Annotated in this window: 18 protein-coding genes and 1 riboswitch; of the genes, 10 read left to right on the top strand and 8 right to left on the bottom strand. The window is 59.5% G+C overall.

The window, feature by feature from the left end; genetic code table 11:
- Window positions 1–3 precede the first annotated feature (3 nt).
- The gene (aroG, locus tag G5358_RS13755; RefSeq protein WP_421221552.1) at window positions 4–1,059 is read left to right on the top strand and encodes a 3-deoxy-7-phosphoheptulonate synthase AroG; all 1,056 of its coding nucleotides are present in this window, start codon (window positions 4–6) and stop codon (window positions 1,057–1,059) included.
- 92 nt (window positions 1,060–1,151) lie between these two features.
- Here the strand turns inward: aroG and G5358_RS13760 are convergent, their stop codons facing one another.
- Window positions 1,152–3,407: an LTA synthase family protein gene (locus tag G5358_RS13760; RefSeq protein WP_421324250.1), complete on the bottom strand. Its 2,256-nt coding sequence runs from the start codon at window positions 3,405–3,407 to the stop codon at window positions 1,152–1,154.
- A 255-nt stretch (window positions 3,408–3,662) separates the two neighbouring features.
- Here G5358_RS13760 and G5358_RS13765 point away from each other — a divergent pair, with 255 nt between their 5' ends.
- Window positions 3,663–4,748, top strand: a complete 1,086-nt coding sequence (locus tag G5358_RS13765) for a hypothetical protein (RefSeq protein WP_101531213.1) — start codon at window positions 3,663–3,665, stop codon at window positions 4,746–4,748.
- Between the two features lie 81 nt (window positions 4,749–4,829).
- Here G5358_RS13765 and lysC read toward each other — a convergent pair whose 3' ends face one another.
- Both lysC and argA read right to left on the bottom strand, forming a co-directional pair.
- Window positions 4,830–6,182 carry a lysine-sensitive aspartokinase 3 gene (gene lysC, locus G5358_RS13770; protein WP_236562291.1) on the bottom strand — a complete coding sequence of 451 codons (1,353 nt, stop codon included), beginning with the start codon at window positions 6,180–6,182 and terminating at the stop codon, window positions 4,830–4,832.
- A 90-nt stretch (window positions 6,183–6,272) separates the two neighbouring features.
- Window positions 6,273–6,496, bottom strand: a riboswitch (Lysine riboswitch).
- 107 nt (window positions 6,497–6,603) lie between these two features.
- Entirely contained in the window at window positions 6,604–7,932 is a 1,329-nt protein-coding gene (gene argA, locus G5358_RS13775; RefSeq protein ID WP_216953805.1) for an amino-acid N-acetyltransferase, read from the bottom strand.
- A 268-nt stretch (window positions 7,933–8,200) separates the two neighbouring features.
- Here argA and msrA point away from each other — a divergent pair, with 268 nt between their 5' ends.
- Window positions 8,201–8,833: a peptide-methionine (S)-S-oxide reductase MsrA gene (gene msrA, locus G5358_RS13780; RefSeq protein ID WP_421324251.1), complete on the top strand. Its 633-nt coding sequence runs from the start codon at window positions 8,201–8,203 to the stop codon at window positions 8,831–8,833.
- Window positions 8,834–9,094: 261 nt separating this feature from the next.
- On the opposite strand, the gene G5358_RS13785 is transcribed toward msrA, so the two are convergent.
- From G5358_RS13785 to G5358_RS13795, 3 genes are read right to left on the bottom strand one after another with little or no spacing between them, the layout of a single operon-like run.
- Window positions 9,095–9,430: a DUF3802 family protein gene (locus G5358_RS13785; RefSeq protein WP_005333735.1), complete on the bottom strand. Its 336-nt coding sequence runs from the start codon at window positions 9,428–9,430 to the stop codon at window positions 9,095–9,097.
- A 57-nt stretch (window positions 9,431–9,487) separates the two neighbouring features.
- Complete coding sequence (locus G5358_RS13790; RefSeq protein WP_216953801.1) at window positions 9,488–9,976, bottom strand: GNAT family N-acetyltransferase; 489 nt, start codon at window positions 9,974–9,976, stop codon at window positions 9,488–9,490.
- On the bottom strand, window positions 9,973–10,356 hold the full coding sequence (locus G5358_RS13795; RefSeq protein ID WP_421324252.1) for an MmcQ/YjbR family DNA-binding protein: 384 nt from the start codon (window positions 10,354–10,356) through the stop codon (window positions 9,973–9,975). The genes G5358_RS13790 and G5358_RS13795 overlap by 4 nt, the downstream gene beginning before the upstream one ends.
- Window positions 10,357–10,474: 118 nt before the next feature.
- Here G5358_RS13795 and G5358_RS13800 point away from each other — a divergent pair, with 118 nt between their 5' ends.
- From G5358_RS13800 to G5358_RS13810, 3 genes are all read left to right on the top strand, one after another.
- Window positions 10,475–11,266 (top strand): alpha/beta fold hydrolase, encoded by a 792-nt coding sequence (locus G5358_RS13800; protein ID WP_040066426.1) that lies wholly within the window; start codon window positions 10,475–10,477, stop codon window positions 11,264–11,266.
- 251 nt (window positions 11,267–11,517) lie between these two features.
- Window positions 11,518–12,888, top strand: coding sequence for a leucine-rich repeat-containing protein kinase family protein (locus G5358_RS13805; RefSeq protein WP_421324253.1), 1,371 nt, complete (start codon window positions 11,518–11,520; stop codon window positions 12,886–12,888).
- Between the two features lie 291 nt (window positions 12,889–13,179).
- On the top strand, window positions 13,180–13,827 hold the full coding sequence (locus G5358_RS13810) for a thiopurine S-methyltransferase (RefSeq protein ID WP_216953796.1): 648 nt from the start codon (window positions 13,180–13,182) through the stop codon (window positions 13,825–13,827).
- A 331-nt stretch (window positions 13,828–14,158) separates the two neighbouring features.
- Here the strand turns inward: G5358_RS13810 and G5358_RS13815 are convergent, their stop codons facing one another.
- Window positions 14,159–16,945 carry an insulinase family protein gene (locus tag G5358_RS13815; RefSeq protein ID WP_421324254.1) on the bottom strand — a complete coding sequence of 929 codons (2,787 nt, stop codon included), beginning with the start codon at window positions 16,943–16,945 and terminating at the stop codon, window positions 14,159–14,161.
- A 162-nt stretch (window positions 16,946–17,107) separates the two neighbouring features.
- Here G5358_RS13815 and sixA point away from each other — a divergent pair, with 162 nt between their 5' ends.
- The 3 genes from sixA (at window position 17,108) to G5358_RS13830 (ending at window position 18,997) form a co-directional block, all read left to right on the top strand.
- A complete protein-coding gene (gene sixA / locus G5358_RS13820) occupies window positions 17,108–17,575 on the top strand; it encodes a phosphohistidine phosphatase SixA (protein WP_021230584.1) in 468 nt (155 codons plus the stop codon).
- A 133-nt stretch (window positions 17,576–17,708) separates the two neighbouring features.
- Window positions 17,709–17,915 carry a DUF1107 domain-containing protein gene (locus tag G5358_RS13825; RefSeq protein WP_005336998.1) on the top strand — a complete coding sequence of 69 codons (207 nt, stop codon included), beginning with the start codon at window positions 17,709–17,711 and terminating at the stop codon, window positions 17,913–17,915.
- 164 nt (window positions 17,916–18,079) lie between these two features.
- Window positions 18,080–18,997, top strand: coding sequence for a DMT family transporter (locus G5358_RS13830; protein ID WP_216953792.1), 918 nt, complete (start codon window positions 18,080–18,082; stop codon window positions 18,995–18,997).
- Between the two features lie 104 nt (window positions 18,998–19,101).
- Here G5358_RS13830 and G5358_RS13835 read toward each other — a convergent pair whose 3' ends face one another.
- Window positions 19,102–20,718: a peptide ABC transporter substrate-binding protein gene (locus G5358_RS13835; protein ID WP_216953790.1), complete on the bottom strand. Its 1,617-nt coding sequence runs from the start codon at window positions 20,716–20,718 to the stop codon at window positions 19,102–19,104.
- A 382-nt stretch (window positions 20,719–21,100) separates the two neighbouring features.
- Here G5358_RS13835 and fbp point away from each other — a divergent pair.
- Window positions 21,101–21,777, top strand: a 677-nt coding sequence (fbp, locus tag G5358_RS13840) for a class 1 fructose-bisphosphatase (RefSeq protein WP_421324255.1), incomplete at its 3' end; no start/stop codon positions are given.

The raw sequence follows: 21,777 nt of genomic DNA on the forward strand, positions 1-21,777 counted from the left end.
GTCATGCAGCATCAAACCGACGACGTTCGTATCAGTGAAATCAAAGAGTTATTACCCCCGGTTGCGGTGCTTGAGAAGTTTCCGGCTACCGAGGTGGCCTCGTCCACCGTTTTTGAATCCCGTCAGGCCATTCACAATATCCTGGCCGGCGAAGATGATCGTCTGCTGGTGGTGATTGGCCCTTGCTCCATCCATGATCCGGTTGCCGCGCTGGAGTACGGCAAGCGCCTCAAGGCGCTGCGCGACGAGCTGAAAGATCAGCTGGAGATCGTGATGCGGGTCTACTTCGAAAAACCGCGTACCACAGTGGGCTGGAAGGGGCTGATCAACGATCCGTACCTCGACAACAGCTGCAAGATCAATGACGGTCTGCGTATTGGTCGCAAGCTGTTGCTGGATCTCAACGACATGGGGCTGCCGACTGCCTCCGAGTTCCTCGACATGATCACCCCGCAATATGTGGCGGATCTGATGAGCTGGGGCGCGATCGGTGCCCGTACCACCGAATCCCAGGTACACCGCGAGCTGGCCTCCGGTCTCTCCTGTCCGGTGGGCTTCAAGAACGGCACTGACGGCACCATCAAGGTTGCCATCGATGCCATTGGCGCTGCCAGTGCGCCGCACCACTTCCTGTCGGTCACCAAATACGGTCACTCCGCCATCGTGGCGACCCGCGGCAACCCGGACTGTCACATCATTCTGCGTGGTGGTCGTGAGCCGAACTACAGCGCCGCCCACGTGGACGAGGTGGTGAAGGGGCTGGAGAAGGCCGGTCTGCCCCAGAAGGTGATGATCGACTTTAGTCATGCAAACAGCAGCAAGCAGTTCAAGAACCAGATGCTGGTGGCCGAGGATGTGGCCGGCCAACTGCGTGCCGGTAGCAAGGCGGTGTTTGGTGTGATGGTGGAGAGCCATCTGGTGGAAGGCCGTCAGGATCTGGTGGAAGGGTGTGAACTCACCGTCGGCCAGAGCATCACAGATGCCTGCATCGGTTGGGCCGATACCGAAGTGCTGCTGCGCAACCTGGCGGATGCCGTTGCAACCCGTAACGCCTGCTAAAGACCGGATTTCGCAGTCGCAGTGACAAAGAGAAAGTGATAACCAGAGGCCGCTATTGCGGCCTCATCTATTCGTATTGCGGTGCTTAAGGCTCAGGGCAGGGCATCGGGCCGGAAGCTGGCGCGGATCTGCGGCACCAGGCTTGAAGGGTCGAATCCTTTCTCCTCCCCCAGCACCGGATGGAGCAGGGGTTTTTCTTCGATGGGGGTGATATCCCCCGCCAGCAGCTGGCGGGTGGCCTGACCCATCTGGTAGAGCTGGCGCACCGGCGCAAACTGGGTCGCCAGATTGAGGGGGTCATCTGCGCGGGTGAAGGCCATCATGGGGATCTGGTAGGTGGCATCGCGCGCCGGCTTGTCACCGTGAATGCCCTTGCCGGCGGACATCAAAAACGGCTGGTGATCACCAAAGGCCACCACCAGATAGCGCTTGCCCGACTGGTCGAGGGTCTTGAGCAGCCGCTCCAGCGAGGCCATGGCATCCACCACCCCTGTGTAGTAGGTGTTGAGCAGCTGGGTGTCGCTCTCGCTCTGGTTCGGGCAGGCGCCGCTGCGCTCCTGCCCCTGATAGCGGGGGCCATCGAAGGGGCCGTGCCCCTGCATGGTGACTGCATAGGCAAACAGCGGTTTGTCATCCTGCTCGCTGCGTTTGAGTATGTGGTCGATCAGCGCATCATCGGAGATATAGAGCCCCTTGTGTTCAAGGGTGGTGAAGCGGGTATCGAACCAGCGCTCCTCATAGCCAAGCGCCGGGATTGCCTTGGCGCGGCCCCAGAATTTTTCCACATAGGGGTGGGCGAACAGGGTCTGGTAGCCGCTCTGTCTGGCGCTCTGGGCCAGCCCCGGCACCTGCTGCGAGAGGTAGTAGTAGGGCACCACCCCCTGCTTGAGCAAGCCCACCGGCAGGCCGGTGTTCATCTCAAACTCCGCCAGTACCGTCATGCCGCCGGTGGTGGGGGAGTGGATGGTTTTTTGCCACTGCTGCACGCTGGCGGGCAGGGAGAGGGTGGGAGCCGGGGCGCAGATCCGCCCCTTCCAGTCGAGCCAGAGCGACTCATATTGCAGTACGATCACCAGATCCCAACGCGGTGCAATGCCCTGGGGCGGATAACTCAGCTGCGGGGTCAGCTCGTTGATCTGCAAGGGGTAGCGAAACACGCTGCCGCTTTGCAGCATCTCGTCCACCAGATTGAACAGATAGAGGCCGGGGCCGGAGCGGATGATGTCCCTGTGGTAGTTGACCGCGCGATCCACGTAGCGAATGTTGGCTCCCAGCAGCTTGTTGCCGGTCTGGGTGGCAAAGACGCACAGGGCAAAGAAGGCGACGGTGGCAGCGGCTGTGCGCAACACCCAGCGTGACAGGGCAAAGCGCCAGCAGAGAAACAGTGCCAGCAACACGGTGAAGATGGGCAGGATGGGGTGCTGGTCGAGCAGGATCCGCAGCAGCGCGAGCAGGTTGCCAAAATCGTCCCCGCCGAGCGGCACGCCGTAGATGGCAATCTTCATAAAGTTGGCGAGCAGACCTATGCCAGAAAGCGCGGTAAAGACCAGCCCCATATAGAGGTTGAAGCCCGCCAGCGCGCAGAGGCTCCAGCCCAGCACCATGCTGCCCCAGGCGAGATAGTAGTGCTCCGGGCGAAAGCCTGACCAGAGCAGAAACTCCCCCAGCTTGAACACCACGAAGCCGTGCAGCAGCACGAAGGTGAGGTTGCCGAGCAGCAGGCTGCCGATGATCCGCCAGCGCAGGCTGCGGCGCAGCTTTGGCAGCACCGTTTTGAGCACGGCGGCGCTCAGGGCCAGCACCAGCGTCAGGCTCACCACCAGATAGGTGAGGTTGAAGCCCTGCTCGGGCAGGGTTTGCAGGATCTGGCTGAAATCGCCGCTCTCGGGGCGATCCTTGAGCAGCAGACCGATGCGCAGCTGATAACGGCTGGCCAGTGCATCGTCCGGGGCGCGCAGGGTGCTGTTGAGATCCAGCGAGCAGCGGTTATTGCGGCACACCTGACGTTTATCCACCGCTTGGCTCAGCTGGTCGATCCGCTCCCCCTTGTCGTTGAGCAGCTCCACCCGCACCTTGTCCCCTGCTTGCAGCGGCCCTCGCAACTGCCACTGACTGCGTACCACCAGATAGAGGCCGCGGCTGTCGCTTTTATAGAGCAGGGTGTGGCGGGTGAGGGTGGCCAGTGGATTGTCCGCGGGGCCCAGCACCAGCGGCTGGGCACGGCCCAGCCAGCTACCGGGATTGATCAGCGGCAACAACAGGGTCAGCAGCAGCAATCCGCCCAGCAGGGCAAGCAGCAGAGAGGGCAGACTCAGGACGCGGGGGCTGCCTGAGGAGGGGCGATTCATATAAGCTCATCCTTTGAGCGAGTGAGGGAGAGATCGTTCATCCGCATAGAGTTTGACCCGATGGTGCGGGCCTTGTTTCAGCTTGTCAATTTAATGACCACTTAATGAATATTTGGTTACAGCTCAACCTTGCAAATTGTGATCCCGATCGAGGGGTTGTTCGGAATATGTGATGAAAGCGTCATCATGGGGTTTTGCCACTGGCTTGGGAGGGATCTGCTGTTTAGTCTCTCGATAGCGACTGGAGGTACATGTATGAATCCCAAAGTGATGGCACGTCAGGCCAGATTGCTGCGCATGCTGGAGAGCAAGGAAGAGATCCGGATCGGACGCGAGCGCGACTGCCCGCTGCCGCTGGCCCAACTGGTCAAGCTGAAGGATAGCCATCCGGCTGTGGTCAAGGTCTATCGCCACGGTCTCACCGCCGAGGTGTTTCACCTCAAGGTGGAGGGGCATCACTGGTGCCTCAAGCGGCGCCGTCAGGATTCACTGGTGGCCAACCTCGATGGCAAGACCGCCTTTCTGACCGAGCTGGAGCGGCGGCGCGAAATCGAGGCGCTGCGCGAGCTGCATCCTACTGTCCTCTCCCACGTGGTCTGCACCAGCTTTGGCTCGGCGCGCGCCGGGGTACTGGTCTCCCCCTGGTTGCGGGGTGTGCCCGTCCATCAGCTCAACGAGCGCAATCTGGCCCAGATGCTGGAGGTGCAAGGGGAGCTGGCCCGCTGGGGCTGGTTTGACTGGGACCCGAGCCCGGGCAACCTGCTCGATGACGGCGAGCAGATCTGCGTGTTCGACTTTGGCTATATGTGGACCTTCGATCCCCGCTTTGAATACAACTCCAACGGTCTGGTCGACCCGCAGTTCCATGTGCCGGAGCGACTGGAGACCCGCACCCTCTCGGGGCTTTGGCTCGATGAGGCCGATCCTCTGCCGCAATTTCGCTACTGGCGCGAGCTTTGCCTGAAATGGGTGAAACGGGAGATCCACCACCTGATCCGCGAAGGGGCCAGCGCGCCCGTGCTGGCCCGCCTGCACGCCCTGCAAGGGGAGTGGAGCGCCGCGTTGGCGAGCGACGAGGCGCTGGTCGCCAACTGGTGGCGTGACATGTATCGCAGCCACCGGCTCGATGTGGCCGATGATCTGAGCGGCCAGAGTTGCGGCCCGCTCACCCTGCGTCGCCTCGACTGGTTGATGCAGGCGGTGACGGATCACTATCCGCTGCTGGTGGATAATCTCTCGACTCAGGAGACGGAGCTGGGCCAGACCGGGCTGCTGGCCCGCTTGCAGCAGCTGCGCCGGGAAGCAGTTGCCTGCCAGTTGCCTGCTACCAGCCTTGCCTGAGCTAACACAACCGCGGAATACAAATGAACAGGGCACCTTGTAGGCGCCCTGTTGCACGGCCGGAATTGCCTCGGGGGAGGGTCAGTCCAGCAGCTCCTGATGGAGGCGGTTGACGATATTGCCCGCCTCGCTCTCCTTGACCAGGAAGCAGAGGTTGTGGGCGCTGGCGCCGTAGCAGATCATCCGGATGTTGTGCTCGCGCAGGGCGTCAAAGACCTGACTGCCAACGCCGTTCACTTCGCTCATCCGGTTGCCGATGAGTGCCACCAGTGCCAAACCGGTTTCCACCTCTACCTTGCAGAGCTGGCCCAGCTCGGTCAGCACCTTGTCGCTCAGGATCGGCTCGCCGTTGCTCTGGCTGCCGGTGTGATCCAGCGTCAATGACACGCTCACTTCCGAGGTAGTGATGAGGTCGACCGAGATGCGGTGACGGGCCAGAATGCCGAACACTTCGGCCAAAAAGCCGTAGGCGTGGAACATGTTGAGGCTGTGCAGGGTCACCAGCACCTGCTGGCGGCGCAGGGCGACGGCGCGAAACAGCGGGCTTGAATCTGTGCTGGCGCGGATCCAGGTACCACCGGCGGCGGGCTCCTTAGCGGAACCGACAAACACCGGAATATTCTGGCGTACCGCCGGTTGCAAGGTGGCGGGGTGTAGCACCTTGGCGCCGAAGGTGGCCATCTCGGCCGCCTCGACAAAGCTGATTTCGGGAATGGGGCGGGCGCGGGTGACGAGGCGCGGATCCGTGGTGTAGATGCCGGGCACATCGGTCCAGATCTCGATACTGGCGGCATCGAGCGCTTCGGCGAGCAGGGCCGCGCTGTAGTCAGAGCCGCCGCGCCCCAGCGTGGTGGTGCGGCCATCGCCATCGGCACCGATAAAGCCCTGGGTGATGATGAGGCTGTCGCCAAGCTGCGGGCCCAGCGTCTGCTGGCAGAGGGTTCGGGTGGTGGCCAGATCGACGGTGGCCTTGCCAAAGCGGCTATCGGTGCGCATCAGCTGGCGCACATCCTGCCAGTGGGCCTTGACGCCGCGCTGGCGCAGCAGTTCGGTAAAGAGACGGGTAGACATCAGCTCGCCGCAGGCGATGAGGCGGTCGGCCAGCTCCGCATCGGTATGCTGGTGGGCTTGCTGGGCCATGAGGCGAATTTCGTCCAGCTGGCCATGAATGAGGGCGCTCACATCAACGGGGTTGCCGAGATCGGCCAGAATGGCCTGCTGGATCCCGGCCAGTTTGGCCAGCTGCTCGTCGCGGCCCGCTTCGTCCAGCTCACCTTGTGCCAGGGCGACCAGCAGGTTGGTGACACCGGCGCTGGCACTCAGTACCACCACCCGGGTGGCGGGATTGGCCAGCACGATATCGGCGCAGTGGTTCATGGCCGGGAAGTTGGCGACACTGGTTCCGCCAAACTTGGCGACATTGATCGGGCTCATTGCTTACTCCTGTCTTATTTTAAGATTCCGGTTCCATCGGGCAAAAAAGAGAGGAGGAGGCTGAAAATGGCAGGAATGAACGAAGCTATCCCGGCCAGAAGCACTCCACCTGCAGAGCCCATCCCGTACCGCCCCTGACAGGGCGCGGTGGGGGATGATCACTACCGATGACAACCCGGGGGATTCAGCCCCCGCAGCCGACGTTGAGGTTACCAGTCTCCTCACTCGTCTCGGCGCTGCTCCCCCTGACCCAAGTTCACCGGACTCTGGCGTCCTCCCTTGGGCTGCCTAGGCAGCGCTCCTCTTCTGGCTCCACCAGGGTGGTGGAGTGCATTTAGAAATACCCTGCGTTGGATTGCACTGTCAATCGAGTTTGTGAAAAAGTTCAAATTGTCGGCTAACTCAAAGCAGAATCAATAACTTAGGCAATGGTCTTTGACAAAACCTTGGAACGGCGCTGCCAATTGTAGAGACGCTGGCGCGCCACCGGCAGATCTTCCACTTCCAGCGGATCAAAGCCCCGCTCCCGGAACCAGTGGATGGAGCGGGTGGTGAGCACGAACAGGCGGCGAATGCCGAGCCGCTTGGCCCGCTCGGCCACCTTGGCCACCAGCTGATCCCCCCGGTTGGAGTTGCGATAGTCGGGGTGGATGGCGACGCAGGCCATCTCCGCCATCGCCTCTTCCATAAAGCAGTAGAGGGCCGCGCAGCCGATGATCAGGCCATCGCGTTCTATGATGGTGAACTTGTCGATCTCCATCTCCAGCTGCTCGCGCGAGCGGCGTACCAGAATCCCTTCCTCCTCCAGCGGGCGAATAAGATCCAGAATGCCACCGATATCTTCGATGGTGGCGGCGCGGGCCTGCTCGGCACTTTCCCGCACTATCTGGGTGCCGAGGCCGTCGCGGCTGAACAGCTCCTGCAGCATGGCGCCATCATCCTGATAGCTCACCAGATGGGAGCGGGGCACGCCGCCACGGCAGGAGGCGATCGCTGCGCGCAGATAGCGGGCGGTGCCGGACATCTCTTCTCCCGCCTGCTCCAGCTCAATCAGCAGCTCTTCGGCCTGCTCGGGGAAGAGCTCTGAGATGGCTTCGCCGCGCCTGTCCATTACCCCCTGGGTGCTGCTAAAGCAGATGAGCTTGTCCGCCTTGAGGTCGACCGCCACCCGGCGGGCCACCTCTTCGGAGCTCAGGTTAAAGCTCTCGCCGGTGACCGAGCAGCCGATGGGGGAGATGAGCACCAGACTCTTCTGATCGAGCTGGCGGGTGATCCCCTCCACGTCGATGCGGCGCACCCGGCCGCTATGGCAAAAGTCGATGCCATCATCCACCCCCAGCGGCTGGGCGGTGACGAAGTTGCCGCTCACCACGCTGATCCGCGCCCCCTGCATGGGGGTGTTGGCGAGCCCCATGGAGAGCTGGGCGGTGATGTCGTATTGCAGGCCGCCACACACTTGTTTGATGATGGTGAAACTCTCGTCATCGGTGACCCGGATCCGCTTGTGATACTGGGCCTCGATACCGGCGCGGGCCAGCGCTTCATCGTTTTGCGGACGTGAACCAAACACCAGTACCAGGCGTATGCCCAGTGTCTGCAGCAGGGCGATATCGCTGACGATATTGGCGAAGTTGGGGTGGCAGATGGCTTCTCCCCCCATCATCAGCACAAAGGTGGCACCCCGATGCACATTGACATAGGGGGTGGATTGCCGGAAGGCATTGACCAGACTGGGTTCGCGTTCACGCACTTGATATTTCTTCCATAAAAAAACAGCAATTTGCTCAATATATGAAAATTAATTCACAAATCAAGACTAAATATTGATTTTGGCTGTTTCTGGTCTACGAGGGGCGGCTTGGCAGTGCGGATCGGGAAAGGGTGACGGACGGTGCAGATGGCCGCCGGGGCGAGCGGGGAGGGGCCCGCCGGTTGATCCGGCGCGATAAACTGCTATCTTCGATGCTCCTTTTCGTCAGCTGTGTGATTTCACAGGGTTTTATACAAGGACAGAATTCATGGAACAGATTATTTCACCGGCAGATGCCCTGCCGGGACGACGCGAAGCGATGGTGATTGGTCAGCAGCATGCGGTGAATGGCAACCCGACTCAGGGTCCCTGGCCCGAGAGCATGGAGATCGCCTGGTTTGGCATGGGTTGCTTCTGGGGCGTGGAGCGCCTGTTCTGGCAGCAGCCGGGCGTCTACTCCACCGCGGCCGGATATCAGGGCGGCGTGACCCAGAATCCCACCTACAAAGAGGTGTGCAGCGGCCTGACCGGTCATGCCGAGACGGTGCAGGTGGTGTTTGATCCGGCAATGATCAGCTACGGCGATCTGCTCAGACTGTTCTGGGAGCAGCACGATCCGGCGCAGGGGATGCGTCAGGGGGGGGACATTGGCACCCAGTATCGCTCGGTGATCTTCTATGGCGACGAGAGCCAGCAGATCATTGCCCAGCAGAGCATGGCGGCCTACCAGCAGGCGATGGCGGCAAGCGGCGACAGCCGTGTCATTACTACCCGCATTTTGCCGCTGGCGCCCTTCTACTACGCCGAGGATTACCATCAGCAATATCTGGAGAAAAATCCGGATGGCTACTGCGGACTGGGTGGCATTGGAGTCTGTTTGCCGCCCAGCCTGAACCGCTGAACAGGTTTGTAGTCGATTTCTTAATAAAAGTGAAAATAAATGGTCGGAGGAGGGAACTTATTGCGACCAGTCGGGACTAACTAGGTAGCGTCCAGGGATCGGATGCAAAGTCCAGACACATTTCTTGCCTTGATAACCGCCTGATGAATGAACGCACTGGCGGGTTGAAAATGATAGCAAGCAGGGCTGCCCACCAAGGCGGCCCTTTTCCTTATCTGCTGCTTTGAAATCTTGCGTTGGGCGGGAGAGCCGGACGGCAGATCAGCCGATGGCGCTGTCGAACAGGTTCTTGATGAGATCGATAAACTCGATGAGGAAGGTTTTCTGTTCCGGGGTCGGGGCGCGCAGCCAGACGGCGGAGAGCACCTCTTCCAGGTCGGCGACCACGGCGTCGGCCTCCTGCATGATGGCAAAACGCACCTTGGGATCTAGCTGGGGGTTTTGCTCGCAAATGGCCATCAGGTTGCTGGCAACACGGCCACTGACCAGATCTTCGATGGTCTCTTCACCATCGTTCTGCTGTTGGGATTCAAACAATCCCAAACTCTCCACCAGATACTCGATCAGCGAGATATAGCCTTCACTTTCTACCACCATGGTTGCTGCCTCAATACAGTAACAATACGAAAATTAAGCGTATTTTAGTGGCTTGCCCTAGCTTGGCAAGCAGCAGTGCATGCGATGGCGAGTAAAACTGACTCCGCCCCGCTCCACGGACTCCAGCCCGGTCAACGTAAAGCCATGTCGTAAAAATAGCTCATAACTGAAGGCGCTGGCCTCGGTGGTGATGAGGGTCATACCGAGCCCTCTGGCCCCCGCGAGCGCCGTGGTGAGCAGCAGATTGCCCAGTCCCTGGCGCTGATGGTCGGCGCTTACATAGAGCAGACTGAGATGGCCATCGGGGCTCAGGGTGACAAAACCGAGGGGCACATTTGCCAGCTCCGCCACCCAGCCGTGGTGCTCGCGCAGCTGGCTGACAAAGCCCGGATGTTGTGAACCGAGGGCCCACTGCTCCACCTGTTCGGCGCTGTAGTGCTCGGGGCCGCAGCGTCGCACCGCCTGCTCAAACAGGCTCACGAGGGCGGGGATATGTGCCTCACCAAGGGGGACAATGCAAAGTGCTGGACTAAGTGCTGGGGTCATAAGGTTGGGTCGTCAGTGAGGGAGAGGGGACGCGGCGCCTGTGGCCGTTTGGCTTTGGGCAGACCCGCGACAACCCGCTCATAGGAGTGGTGCACCCAGCCCTGCCACAGATCATCTGGCAAGGTGCTGTTCAGGGTCACTGTGTTCCAGTGTTGCTTGTTCATATGCCAACCCGGTTTGACCTCGGGGTGGATCTCGCGCAGCAGCAACGCCAGCTCGGGCTCGCATTTTAGGTTGATGGTAAGCGGCTCGGCCTGCCAATCCACCAGCGCGAACATCTTGCCCGCGATGCGGTAGACCAGGATCTCCGGGCCAAACGGGGTATCTTCGGTGGCGCCCGGCAGGGTCAGCAGAAAGTGGCGCAAACGGGTCAAATCCATGGAAAGTTCTCGCGCAAGGGGTGATCCGGGTCATGTCAGGCGCATATCTATCGGCGGGCCTGTTCTGTTAATATGCGCGCAGCCGAGTATACCCCCCATCACCAAGGGAGCCTATTGGATGTTGTATCACAAGACTTTCGAACTGGGTCCCGAGCGGGATTGGGTGGTGTTTGTCCACGGCGCCGGTGGCAGCTCCTCCATCTGGTTCAAACAGCTGCGCGCCTATCGCGAGCACTTCAACGTGCTGCTGCTGGACTTGCGCGGCCACGGCCAGTCCCACCAGCTGCAACAGGTGGTCAAGGGTCACTACAGCTTTCGGGAAGTGACCGAAGATATCGTTCGGCTGCTCGATCATCTCGATATCCGCCGCGCCCACTTTGTCGGCATCTCCCTTGGCACCATCCTTATTCGCCATCTGGCCGAGCTCTGCCCGGAGCGGGTCAAAAGCATGGTTCTGGGGGGCGCCATCCTGCGGCTCGATATCCGCTCGCGGGTGCTGGTGCAGCTGGGCCGACTCGGCCAGCACTTCCTGCCCTATATGTGGCTCTACCGGCTGTTTGCCTTCATCATCATGCCGCGCCAGCACCATCAGGAGTCGCGCAACCTCTTTGTGCGCGAGGCCCGCAAGCTCTGCCAGAAAGAGTTCAAACGCTGGTTCCGCCTCGCCACTGAGGTCAACCCACTGATGCGTTACTTCCGCGAACGCTCCCTGCCCATTCCCACCCTCTATGTGATGGGGGAGGAGGATCATATGTTTCTGGCACCGGTGCGCGAGCAGGTGGCCCGCGATGCCAGCTCCTCGCTGGCGGTAATCGAGCAGTGCGGTCATGTCTGCAATGTGGAGCAGCCGGAGCAGTTTAATCGTCGTACGCTGGCATTTATTCAATCGCTGGGGAGCGGACGGAAATAAGGATTCATTACGCTGTGCATTCAGGTCATGCTACAGCGGCATTGCAAGCTGGCCGCGAGCAAAGCGCTGCCAACGTGCAATAGATGCCGCTGTCTTGGCGATCGTATAAGCCGCATACTTTCAAGCTACAAGGGGTGATCTGCCCCCCTGATTCTTTATAATGCCCCCCTTTAAAACCGCCGGACCCCGGTTCGGCGCGCGCTGATGGCTGGCTACGTCATCAGGCAGATTATCAGGATTGAGAAACGGTTATGCATACTCTGGAACAGCTGCGTGCGGGTGAACTGTGCGGTGCCCGCCATCTGAAGCTTTGTGAAAACCTGACGGAGTTCCCCACCGAGATTTTGAGCCTGAAAGAGACACTGGAGGTGCTGGATTTGACCGGCAACCAGCTAAGCACGCTCCCCGACGAGCTGGCCGAGTTTGGCAAACTGCGCATTATCTTCTGCTCCGAGAACCGCTTTACCGAGCTGCCCGAGGTGCTGGGGCGTTGCCCGACGCTCACCATGCTGGGCTTTAAGGCCAACCGGATTGCTACCGTCTCGGCCAAGGCGCTGCCCGCCGGTTTGCGCTGGCTGATCCTGACCGACAACGCAGTGGAACAGTTGCCTGATGAGCTGGGCCAGTGTGACGCCCTGCAAAAGCTGATGCTGGCGGGCAACCGCCTGCGCGAGCTGCCGGCCAGCCTTGCCAACTGCCGCAAGCTGGAGCTGCTGCGCATCGCCGCCAACCGCATCGAACGCTTCCCCGAGTGGCTGCTCTCGCTGCCGCGCCTTTCCTGGCTTGCCTACTCAGGCAACCCCTTTAGCGAAGGGGAGGAGGCGTGGGCCATCGATGATGCCCATGTCGCGCCCATTGCCTGGGAGACGCTGGCGCTGGGCGAGTTGCTGGGGCAGGGAGCATCTGGCGTTATCCATCGCGCCACCCTTGTGGGTAATACTGCTGATGAAGTGACTCAGGCGAGCGATAGAGGCGATGATAGTCAGGTGGCGGTCAAGCTGTTCAAGGGGGCGGTGACCAGTGACGGGCTGCCCCGCTGCGAGATGGCGGCGTCGCTGGCGGCGGGCACTCATCCCAAACTTATCAAGGTGATAGGCAAGGTGGCGGATCACCCCTCCGGCATTCCGGCGCTGGTGATGGAGCTGATCGACCCGGCCTTTGCCAATCTGGCCGGGCCGCCGAGCCTAGACTCCTGCACCCGGGATGTCTATCCAGAGGAGCTGCATCTGAGTGTGCCGGATGCGCTGGCGATGGCCCACGGCATTGCCTCGGTAGCGGGCCATCTGCACCGCGCGGGCATCATGCACGGGGACCTCTACGGCCACAATATTCTGTTTGCCCGTGGGTTTGACGCCCCGGCTCGCGCTCTGCTGGGGGATTTTGGTGCGGCTTCCTTATATGAGCGCAGCGACCGCGAGCGGGCCGTAGGCCTTGAGCGTTTGGAAGTGCGTGCCTTTGGTTGCCTGCTTGAAGAGTTGTTGGCCCATTGCGATACGCAAGACTCACCGCTTGATGGGTTGCATCAGCTCAAAGCGGCCTGCCTCTCGGAACTCCCCGCCGATCGTCCCGATTTTGCTTATATCGAGCGCCAGCTGGCGGCCGCTCGCGCCACGCTGTCGTGATCTTTCTGGCGTTGGCGGGCACGTTTTGGCCTGCCAACGTCATTCCTTTCATTCCTTTCATTCCTTCATCGCCATACACCCATGACGTTTTTGCATGGGTTGGTATGTCTTGTCCGTCATAAACGCAGCCAATAGCGCCCATTGCGACAGCGAGGCGCAGGGCATGGGGACGTCCCGTCATTCGCCCGATAACACGCAGAGGCTGCGCGGCAAAAAGGGGAGGGCAGAGGGTTGCGCGGTGCCGGTTAAGTTGTGATATTGAGGCATCTTTAGTACAGAAGGGTAATAACGATGGAAGCTGCGTTTTGGCATCAACGTTGGGAAGAGAACCGGATTGGCTTTCATCAGGCGGACTTCAACCACTGGCTGCAATCCTGGTGGTCGGCCCAGCAAGCGGACGAGCCGGTGCTGGTTCCCCTGTGCGGCAAGTCCCGCGACATGCTCTGGCTGAGCGCTCAGGGCCATCCGGTCGACGGTTTCGAGCTATCGAGCCTTGCCGTCAGCCAGTTCTTCAGTGAAAACCAGCTCGCCGATACCGTCAGCGAAGTGGGCCCTTATCAGTGCCATCAAGTGGACAGCCTGCGCATTTTTCAGGGGGATTTTTTCGCTGCCCCCAGTCTGGGTCGCCGTTACCGGCTGGTCTATGACCGCGCGGCGCTGATCGCCCTGCCGACCGCGATGCGCCGCCAGTATGCTGCCCTGATCAGTTCGCTGGTCGAGACCGGTGGCCAGATCCTGCTGGTAACCCTCGAATATCAGCCGGAGCAGCAGAGTCAGCCCCCCTTCTCGGTGGGAGAGATGGAGGTACGGGCCCTGTTTGAGCGCGATTTTCGTATCGAGGTGCTGGGGCGCGCCGCCGAGGTGGATCACCCGCGGGTGTTGTCGGGCCAGCTCTCCTACTTCGATGAGGTGGCCTACCGGCTGGTTCGCCGGGGTTAACGGGCAGCTAACGGGCGGCCAAAGAGTGATCTGCGCCGACAAATCATCAGGCTACGCGCTCTTCGCTACCTCCTTTGACGTAGATCAACGTGATTGGCGGGGGGAGTGCCTAATATGAGGCTGTTTCTCAATCACTGTTGGCATTGCAAAGCGAGTATCGGGTCTTTCCCGCTTGCTGATCAGCAACTCAGTGTCTGATTTTCACGCTCATGTTCACTTTTGGCGGCTTTGGTCGCAATTGTTATGGTTTTTCCAGCCGACCCTGATGGGTCGGCTTTTTATTGCCTGCGATTTGCCGTGGGAAGGAAAAACGGGGGATGTCGAGGCCTGATCAGGCTTCGAAGGTGGCGGCATTGAGCCGAAATGCCCGCGGGTCGTCGATAAACTGGCCGGTGATCCGCTCGTCATGTTCGTGCCCCTGACCATAGCTGCAGAGGATCAGCCGATCGGAGGTGCGCGAACGCAGTTGGGTGATAAAGCGCACCAGATCGGCGCGGCTCAACTTGCCCACCTCGTCGCAGACCCGTTCCCGCTGATCAAACCCCAGATCCTTGTTGCCGATGCTGACCCACAACCGCTGGCCGCGACTGCGCAGGTTGGCATCCCGCTCGCTCAGCTGGGCTTGCAGCCCCGCCTTGCTCTCTTGCCACTGTTGCTCGGTAAATTCGAGCATGGCGAGCGGGAAGAGGTCGATAAACTCCTCCACCGCATCGAGCAGGATCTGCGGCCCCGCCACCGGCGACTGGATATAGAAGATCAGCCCCGGGTGGCGATTGAGGGGCAGGTTACCGGCGCCCACCACATACCCCAGTTGCTGACGGGTACGCAGCTCGTGAAAGAAGGTGGAGGACATGATGTGGTTCGCCAAAGTGAAGCAGGCGAGAGCCCGCGCTCGGGTGGTGCGAGACTGGTAGTAGACCAGCAGTGCCGAGTCTTCGTGATCGCAACCCTGCTCGCGAATAAGGGTGCCTCTGTCTTGAATGGAGATGAGCGGACGACGGGTCTCGCCGCTCGGCTTGCTGCTGGTGCCATTGATGTCGCTCAGGTGGCGCTCCATCAGGGCGGCCAGCTCCAGCGCCTCGGCGGCAGTCCAGTCGCCATGCACCAGCGCCTCGACATGCACCTCGCCAAACAGCTGGGCCACGAAGCCGGGCATCTCCTCCAGCTCGACGGTGCGCAGGTGGCGCAGCAACTGCTCGAACGGCGGGTTGTTCGGTTGCAGCAAACTGGTGAGCTGGTTAAAGAGCTGGGAAATGGGGCGCGCCTTGGACTGGTTATCCCAGTTGCGAATGAGCTGCTCCTTGATCTCGGCGAAGCGACCCGGATCCGGATACCCCAGGGTGCGGTTGCCGAGGATCATGTCGAGCAACAGCGGCTGCTTGTCGGCAAAGCCGCTCAGGTTGATGGTAAAGCCCCCCTGATGGGCATAGATCTGGTAGCCCAGCCCCGCCAGCTCCGCCGGATAGGTGAGGGCGTTGAGGTGGTCGGCCAACAGCTCCACGGCGAGGCGCGCCATGGCGATATTGCGCGGATTTTTTACCGCATGTTCGCTGTCGATGGAGATGTAGAGATTGCCCTTGGGCACGCTGAACAGGTGCTCATGGAGGTGCCAGAGGCGAAAACCGGGGCGATCGATAAGGCAGGCGGGCATGTCGGCGGCAAGCTCGGGCGTGCGCGGATCGAGCCTACTGCTGATAAAGGGGTTGGGCTTGGGTAGCGCCAGCGCCGGATCCGGCTCGCTTTGCTGCCAGCAAATTTTCTCGGCCTCGGTAATGGTCGTCACGCTGTAGGGGGTCTGATACCAGCGGGCCAGCCGATCGGTCGCCACTTCCGGCGCAGTGATGGTGATACGCAAATTGTGCGGGGTGAGCTTGGCGAGGAAGCGGCGGATCAGCCCCTCGTCATATTCGCGCATCATGTAGTCGCCGTAGAGCAGATCCTCTGGTTTGTAGCTAAAGAGGTTGAGCACCAGCCCTGACACCGTATCGAGGGGGCGGCCGCGCTCCTGAAAGCGGAACGCCGATTCGAGCACGGTCCGTTTTTCGTCGTAGCGCCAGCTCTGCAGCCCTTCGCGGCCAATCAGTTTCAGATAGCCAAACAGGGCGGCGAGGATGTCGTCCACATGCTCAAGGCCCAGAGGGGTGAGGCCAAAGTTGACGCCAAAATCCTTGAAGTTGGCGCCGCTGATGCCACCACCTGCCGAGAGCTGGTTGACCCAGCCTTTCGCCTTGAGCAGGGAGAGCAGGCTGCCATCTCCCTCATAACCAATCAGATGGCTCAGGAAGGTGAGGGGCTTTTTGTCGTAAAACTCGTCCACATTGGGCAGGGGGAAGCAGAGCGACAGCTTGCGGGTCTCCTTGACCGGATTGATGTGGATGCGCACGCCGAGATCATCGAGCCGATAGAGCGGCATGGTGAGAGTCGGGGTTCCCAAATTGCGATTCAAAATGGGAGCAAAATAGCGACAGCACCACTGCAACTGGGTATCGATGGATTCCGGCGAGATCATCACCAGAGCCATGCGATCCGCACTGTAGTGGCTTTCGTAAAAACGGATAAGGTCGGAGCGCAGATCCCGTCCTGGCAGATCGGCCAGGGTATCGAGGTTGCCCACCGAGAACTTGGAGAAGGGGTGCGCCGGGTTGACCGTCTCTTTATGCACCTGATAGCTGCGGCGCATGTCGTCCTGCAGCTTGAGGCGATACTCGGAGTCGACCGCGTTGCGCTCCTTTTCCACCCACTCCGGATCAAAGGTGGGGCAGATAAAGAACTGGGAGAAGCGATCCAGCCCTGCTTCGAAGAAGCCGTTGTCGATCTCGAAGAAGAAGTTGGTGAACTCGGTGCCGGTCCAGGCGTTGTTGCTGCCGCCATGACGGCTCATAAATTGCTGGTACTCACCAGGCTTGGGGTAGGTGCAGGTGCCGAGAAACAGCATGTGCTCCAGAAAATGGGCCATTCCCTGCCGGTCAGCGGGATCGTCAAAATGGCCGGTATTGACCGCCAGTGAGGCGGCGGATTTGTCGGTGTCGGGATCACAAATCAACAAGACCCTGAGCCGGTTGGCCAGCTCCAGAAAATGGTATTGCCGATGGTCATTGGGACTGGCATATGGGCTCATTGGCGTGTGACTCACGTTGGATTTATTTGAATTTAAACATGATTATCGACCCCGCTATACCGTCAGGCAAACCCTTTTCTGAGAGGTAGCGCAATTGTTTCCACACCCGTGGCGGGGTAAGATCCCCCGGCTATCAAAACAGGCCCGTTGGGCGAGGTTGTAATGAAGATCTATATCATGCGTCATGGCCAGGCTGGCATGAATGCGAAAACAGATGAACAGCGTCCATTGACCGAGCAGGGTATTGAAGAGTCTATCCAGATGGCCCGCTGGCTGGCGCCTCAGCTGATTGGCCCGCTGGATCGGGTGATCCACAGCAACTATCTGCGGGCACGCCAGACCTGGCAAGCCATATGCAGTGAATTGCCTGACGCAGCAGCCGTTGAAGAGAGTGGCGACATTACCCCTTACGGTGATCCCGCTTTCGTGGCCAGCTACCTTACCACTTTGGCTGAACAACATGACCAGATCCTGATGGTCAGCCATCTGCCGCTAGTGGGTTATCTGGTGCAAAGCCTCTGTCCGGCCGCAGGAGCACCCATGTTTGCCACCTCGGGGATCGCCTGTATCGAGTGGCACGATGGCAAAGGAGCCTTGCTCTGGCTCGAAGGGCCGCATACAATAGGCTAAAAGTTAATAAAAAGTTATAGATTGAATTTTTTGGGAAGAGATGGGCGAGTTTTCCGGATTTTTATAAATATTTTACGGAATTAATTCGCAGAAGCTGCTGTCATACGGATACAACTGCAAGAGGTTGCAAACGATGAGAGTGTTCAAGAAGTACCTGCCACTGATGGTGGCAAAGCATGTCAAAACCTTCTTTAAAGGTCGGATTTACATTCATGGTCGGGGGCGGTTTGATTTCCAATCCGGTTTGTTGCTGATGCCGAATCCGGCGGATATTCCCCATCGCCAGACAGTCACCGAGGTCAACGAGCTGATCTCCAGACTGCACATGGATGCCGCGTGATGCGCTTCTGAACCTGTTTCTGCACTGATATGCCCGCACTTTTGCGGGCATATTTGTTTCTAGCTACTGGCGTTCACCATGTGGCTGTTCAGGCCCACACCTTTGTTTATCTTCCATCGCCCCCTATACTGGCCCGCTGTTGTCTCTTCGGTCTGGATCCTCTCATGCCCTTTGCCTTTCTGTTTCCCTTCTCCTGCATTGCCATCTGGGCTGGCAATGGCATCGTCAGCAAACTGGCGGTTGGTGTGTTGTCCCCGGCAGCCTTGGCCTGGTCGCGCTGGGTGGTGGCTGCGCTGGTATTAAGCCCGTTTCTGGCCCGTCGAGTATGGCGTGCGCGTGCCCGCATTCGTGCCGGCCTTTGGCAGATCGCCATGCTGGCCTCGCTGGGCATGGTGCTTAATCAGACCTTTGGGTACTACGCCGCACAGACCATGGGGGCCACCGAGATGGGATTGATGATGGGGCTGACGCCACTGTTGACCGTGTTACTCAGCATCTGGCTGCTGCGTGAGCGGCCCACCTGGGGCGCCGTGCTGGGGGCGCTGCTCTCCATCTTTGGCTTGTCTATCTTGCTGGGGCAGGGGGATCCGACCCGACTGTTTACCCAGGGTATTCATATCGGCTCTGTCTACATGCTGCTCTCGGCGGGCACTTATGCCCTTTATAGCGTGCTGCTCAAGAAGTGGGATTTGGGGCTCGACAACTGGTCGCTGCTCTACGGTCAGGTGCTCTGCAGTGTGCTGATCCTGACCCCCTTCTTTCTGCTGGTGGATGGTCAGCTGCCAGAGGGGCGTGCGATCTGGCTGATCTTCTATGCGGGGATCCCCGCGTCGGCCCTCTGTCCCTGGCTCTGGATGCAGGGGATCACCCTGCTTGGTGCCAATCGTACCGCCATCTTTATGAATCTGCTGCCAGTGATGACGGCTGGCCTTGCCATCACCCTGCTGGGAGAGCGGCTGACCAGCTATCACCTGATCGGGGGCGGTCTGACTCTGCTGGGGGTTTTGCTGGCTCAGTTGCTGGTGCGTCCGGTGGTGATAGGTCGTCGCCGGGAGGTGTTGGCTCCTTGTCCCGAAGAGTAATCTTGCGTGAAAGCGTAGATGGGCCCAATGGCCCGCTTGGCCGCCAATGAAAAGCGCCTGCAGCAATGCCGGCGCTTTTTTATGGTCACATCTTGCCGAGCCGGTTACTGGGCAACCAGATAGAGCTCCTTGCTGTAGACCACATCCTGCGGGTTAAGGTGGGGATAGCCTTTCACGAAAGGTTTGAGCAACCTTGATTTGACCGAGAAATAGATGGGGGCGATGGGGGCATCCGCATCAATGAGCGCCTCTGCCTGCTGATACAGGGCATTGCGTTCAGCGGGATCCAGCGAGTCGTGGGCCTTGGCCAGCAGGGCGTCGTACTCCTTGTTGAACCACTTGCCGCTGTTGGCGCTGCTGCTGGAGGTCATGATGTCGAGAAAGGTGGAGGCGTCGTTATAATCCCCGTTCCAGCCATAGCGGCTAACCCCGAAATCCCCCTCGTTCAGCGCCGAGACCATGGTCTTCCACTCCATGTTGTTGAGGGTGGCAGTGACCCCTAGGTTGTGTTTCCACATGGAGGAGACGGCCAGCGCAATCTTTTTGTGGCTCTCGTTGGTGTTGTAGAGAATGTCCACTGTGAGTGGCTTGTCCGGGCCATAGCCCGCTTCGGCCAACAGGGCTTTGGCTTGCTTGATCCGCTCCTCTTTGCTCTGCAGCTGGCTGGCCGGTTTTTTCAATTCAAAACCGTCCACAATGGGGGGCGTGAAGCTATATGCGGCAATTTGTCCCTGTCCCAGGATCTTGTCGGTGATGGTCTCCCGGTCGATGGCGAGCGAAAGCGCCTTGCGTACTTTCGGGTCATCGAACGGTTTGCGCTGGGTATTGAAGACATAGTAATAGCTGGCCAGCGTGGGGACGCTGACCAGTTCTTCCGGGCTCTTGCTCTTGAGCTGCTTGTACTGCTCCAACGGATAAGTGGTGTAGTGCAGTTCACCGGTGCGATAGCGGTTGTAGGCGGCGGTTTCGGAGACGATCTCCAGATAGATCACCTTGTTCAGGACGGTGTGCTGGTTGTTCCAGTAGTGGGTATTGCGCTCGGCACTTAGCCGCTCGTTGGGGGTCCACTCCTTGAGTACAAAGGCACCGTTGGAGACGATATTGCCCGGTTTGACCCAATCCTTGCCGAATTTTTCAATGGTGTCTTTGGGGGCCGGGAACGTGGTGTAGTGGGCCAGCGTCTTCAGGAAGAAGGGGACCGGATTTTTCAGGGTGACCTGCAGGGTGTGGTCATCGAGCGCTTTGATCCCGAGCTCTGACGGGCTCTTCTTGCCCTGGGTCACCTCCCTTGCATTGACCACACCGGTCAACTCGATAAACCAGGCGTAGTTGGAGGCAGTCTTGGGATCGGCCGCCCGTTGCCAGCCGTAGACATAATCGGCGGCGGTGACCGGTTCACCGTTTGACCACTTGGCCTCGGGCCTCAGTTTGAAGGTGTAGACGGTACCTGTCTTGTCGACCTCGTAGCTGATGGCACCTGCTGGCTTGATCTTGCCGGTATTATCCAGCTCGTAGAGCCCTTCAAACAGATCGTTGACGATGGCACTACCGGCGGTCTCTTCTACCAGCTGGGGGTCGATGGTGGTAGGTTCGGTGCCGATATTGGTCACGTAGATTTGTTGGGCATCCGGCAGCAGCTTGGTACCGGCAGGCACCTGGGCAGCCCAGGCGGGAAGGGCAAACAGTCCGGCTACCATGCCGGCAATGAGAGTCTTGTTCATTGATAATCCTTGAGTTTTATTTGCTTCCAAAGCGAAATCAGTGTGCTGGATTGGCGATCGGATCTCAAGAGGCAATGGCTGAGGTAATGGCAGGCCCATCAGACTCCATTTTTAATGGCTCAAGGCCAGTCAGCTCATGGCTTGTCGCAGGTTATTGCCACGAATTAAGGGTCCGAAAGTTATCGATTGAAACCGAATAAAACGCGCCTTTTACCATAACGTGAGGCGAAATAGCCTATTTAATAGGCCGCTTAATTCGCTGCAAAAACAAAAAACAGACGTTACATTAGGTTACAAATCAAGGCCGCCGGTGATCGGCATTTTTTTTGCCGACGCCTGCAAACGTTTTCAATGCCAACGGATGCGATCTAAAGGAACAAAAATGCGAAACATGATCACCATGGGTGAGTTCATCGTCAAAAAGCAGGCGGATTATCCTACCGCGACCGGCGAGCTGACCTCGTTGCTCAGCTCGATTCGCCTTGCTGCCAAGGTGGTGAACCGGGAGATCAACAAGGCGGGACTGGCGGATATCATCGGTTCCATGGGCGCTGAAAACGTACAGGGCGAGGTGCAGCAGAAGCTGGATGTCTACGCCAACGAACGCTTCAAGGCGGCGCTGGAAGCGCGCGGCGAGGTGTGCGGCATGGCCTCGGAAGAAGAAGAGGACTTCGTGGCCTTTGACTCGCCACTCTCCAAAAACTCCAAGTATGTGGTGCTGATCGACCCGCTCGATGGCTCCTCCAATATCGACGTCAACGTCTCGGTCGGGACCATCTTCTCCATCTACCGCCGTTTGAGCCCGCAAGGTTCGCCGGTGACCCTGGAGGACTTCCTGCAACCGGGCAACCGTCAGGTCGCCGCCGGTTATGTGGTCTACGGCTCCTCCACCATGCTGGTCTACACTACCGGCTTTGGCGTCAACGGCTTTACCTACGACCCCTCCATCGGCTGCTTCTGTCTCTCCCACGAGAACATCCGCATTCCGGAAGAGGGCAAGATCTACTCCATCAACGAGGGCAACTACATCAAGTTCCCGGACGGGGTGAAGAAGTACCT

Origin of the sequence: Aeromonas sp. 604176, assembly GCF_049170755.1 — a bacterium.
Taxonomy (GTDB): Bacteria; Pseudomonadota; Gammaproteobacteria; order Enterobacterales; family Aeromonadaceae; genus Aeromonas; species Aeromonas veronii_A.

Bases quoted from the DNA above. Each gene is read 5' to 3' on its own strand.
- aroG (WP_421221552.1), top strand. From the start codon at position 4: ATGCAGCATCAAACCGACGACGTTCGTATCAGTGAAATCAAAGAGTTA.
- G5358_RS13760 (WP_421324250.1), bottom strand. From the start codon at position 3,407: ATGAATCGCCCCTCCTCAGGCAGCCCCCGCGTCCTGAGTCTGCCCTCT.
- G5358_RS13765 (WP_101531213.1), top strand. From the start codon at position 3,663: ATGAATCCCAAAGTGATGGCACGTCAGGCCAGATTGCTGCGCATGCTG.
- lysC (WP_236562291.1), bottom strand. From the start codon at position 6,182: ATGAGCCCGATCAATGTCGCCAAGTTTGGCGGAACCAGTGTCGCCAAC.
- msrA (WP_421324251.1), top strand. From the start codon at position 8,201: ATGGAACAGATTATTTCACCGGCAGATGCCCTGCCGGGACGACGCGAA.
- G5358_RS13785 (WP_005333735.1), bottom strand. From the start codon at position 9,430: ATGGTGGTAGAAAGTGAAGGCTATATCTCGCTGATCGAGTATCTGGTG.
- G5358_RS13790 (WP_216953801.1), bottom strand. From the start codon at position 9,976: ATGACCCCAGCACTTAGTCCAGCACTTTGCATTGTCCCCCTTGGTGAG.
- G5358_RS13795 (WP_421324252.1), bottom strand. From the start codon at position 10,356: ATGGATTTGACCCGTTTGCGCCACTTTCTGCTGACCCTGCCGGGCGCC.
- G5358_RS13800 (WP_040066426.1), top strand. From the start codon at position 10,475: ATGTTGTATCACAAGACTTTCGAACTGGGTCCCGAGCGGGATTGGGTG.
- G5358_RS13805 (WP_421324253.1), top strand. From the start codon at position 11,518: ATGCATACTCTGGAACAGCTGCGTGCGGGTGAACTGTGCGGTGCCCGC.
- G5358_RS13810 (WP_216953796.1), top strand. From the start codon at position 13,180: ATGGAAGCTGCGTTTTGGCATCAACGTTGGGAAGAGAACCGGATTGGC.
- G5358_RS13815 (WP_421324254.1), bottom strand. From the start codon at position 16,945: ATGAGCCCATATGCCAGTCCCAATGACCATCGGCAATACCATTTTCTG.
- sixA (WP_021230584.1), top strand. From the start codon at position 17,108: ATGAAGATCTATATCATGCGTCATGGCCAGGCTGGCATGAATGCGAAA.
- G5358_RS13825 (WP_005336998.1), top strand. From the start codon at position 17,709: ATGAGAGTGTTCAAGAAGTACCTGCCACTGATGGTGGCAAAGCATGTC.
- G5358_RS13830 (WP_216953792.1), top strand. From the start codon at position 18,080: ATGCCCTTTGCCTTTCTGTTTCCCTTCTCCTGCATTGCCATCTGGGCT.
- G5358_RS13835 (WP_216953790.1), bottom strand. From the start codon at position 20,718: ATGAACAAGACTCTCATTGCCGGCATGGTAGCCGGACTGTTTGCCCTT.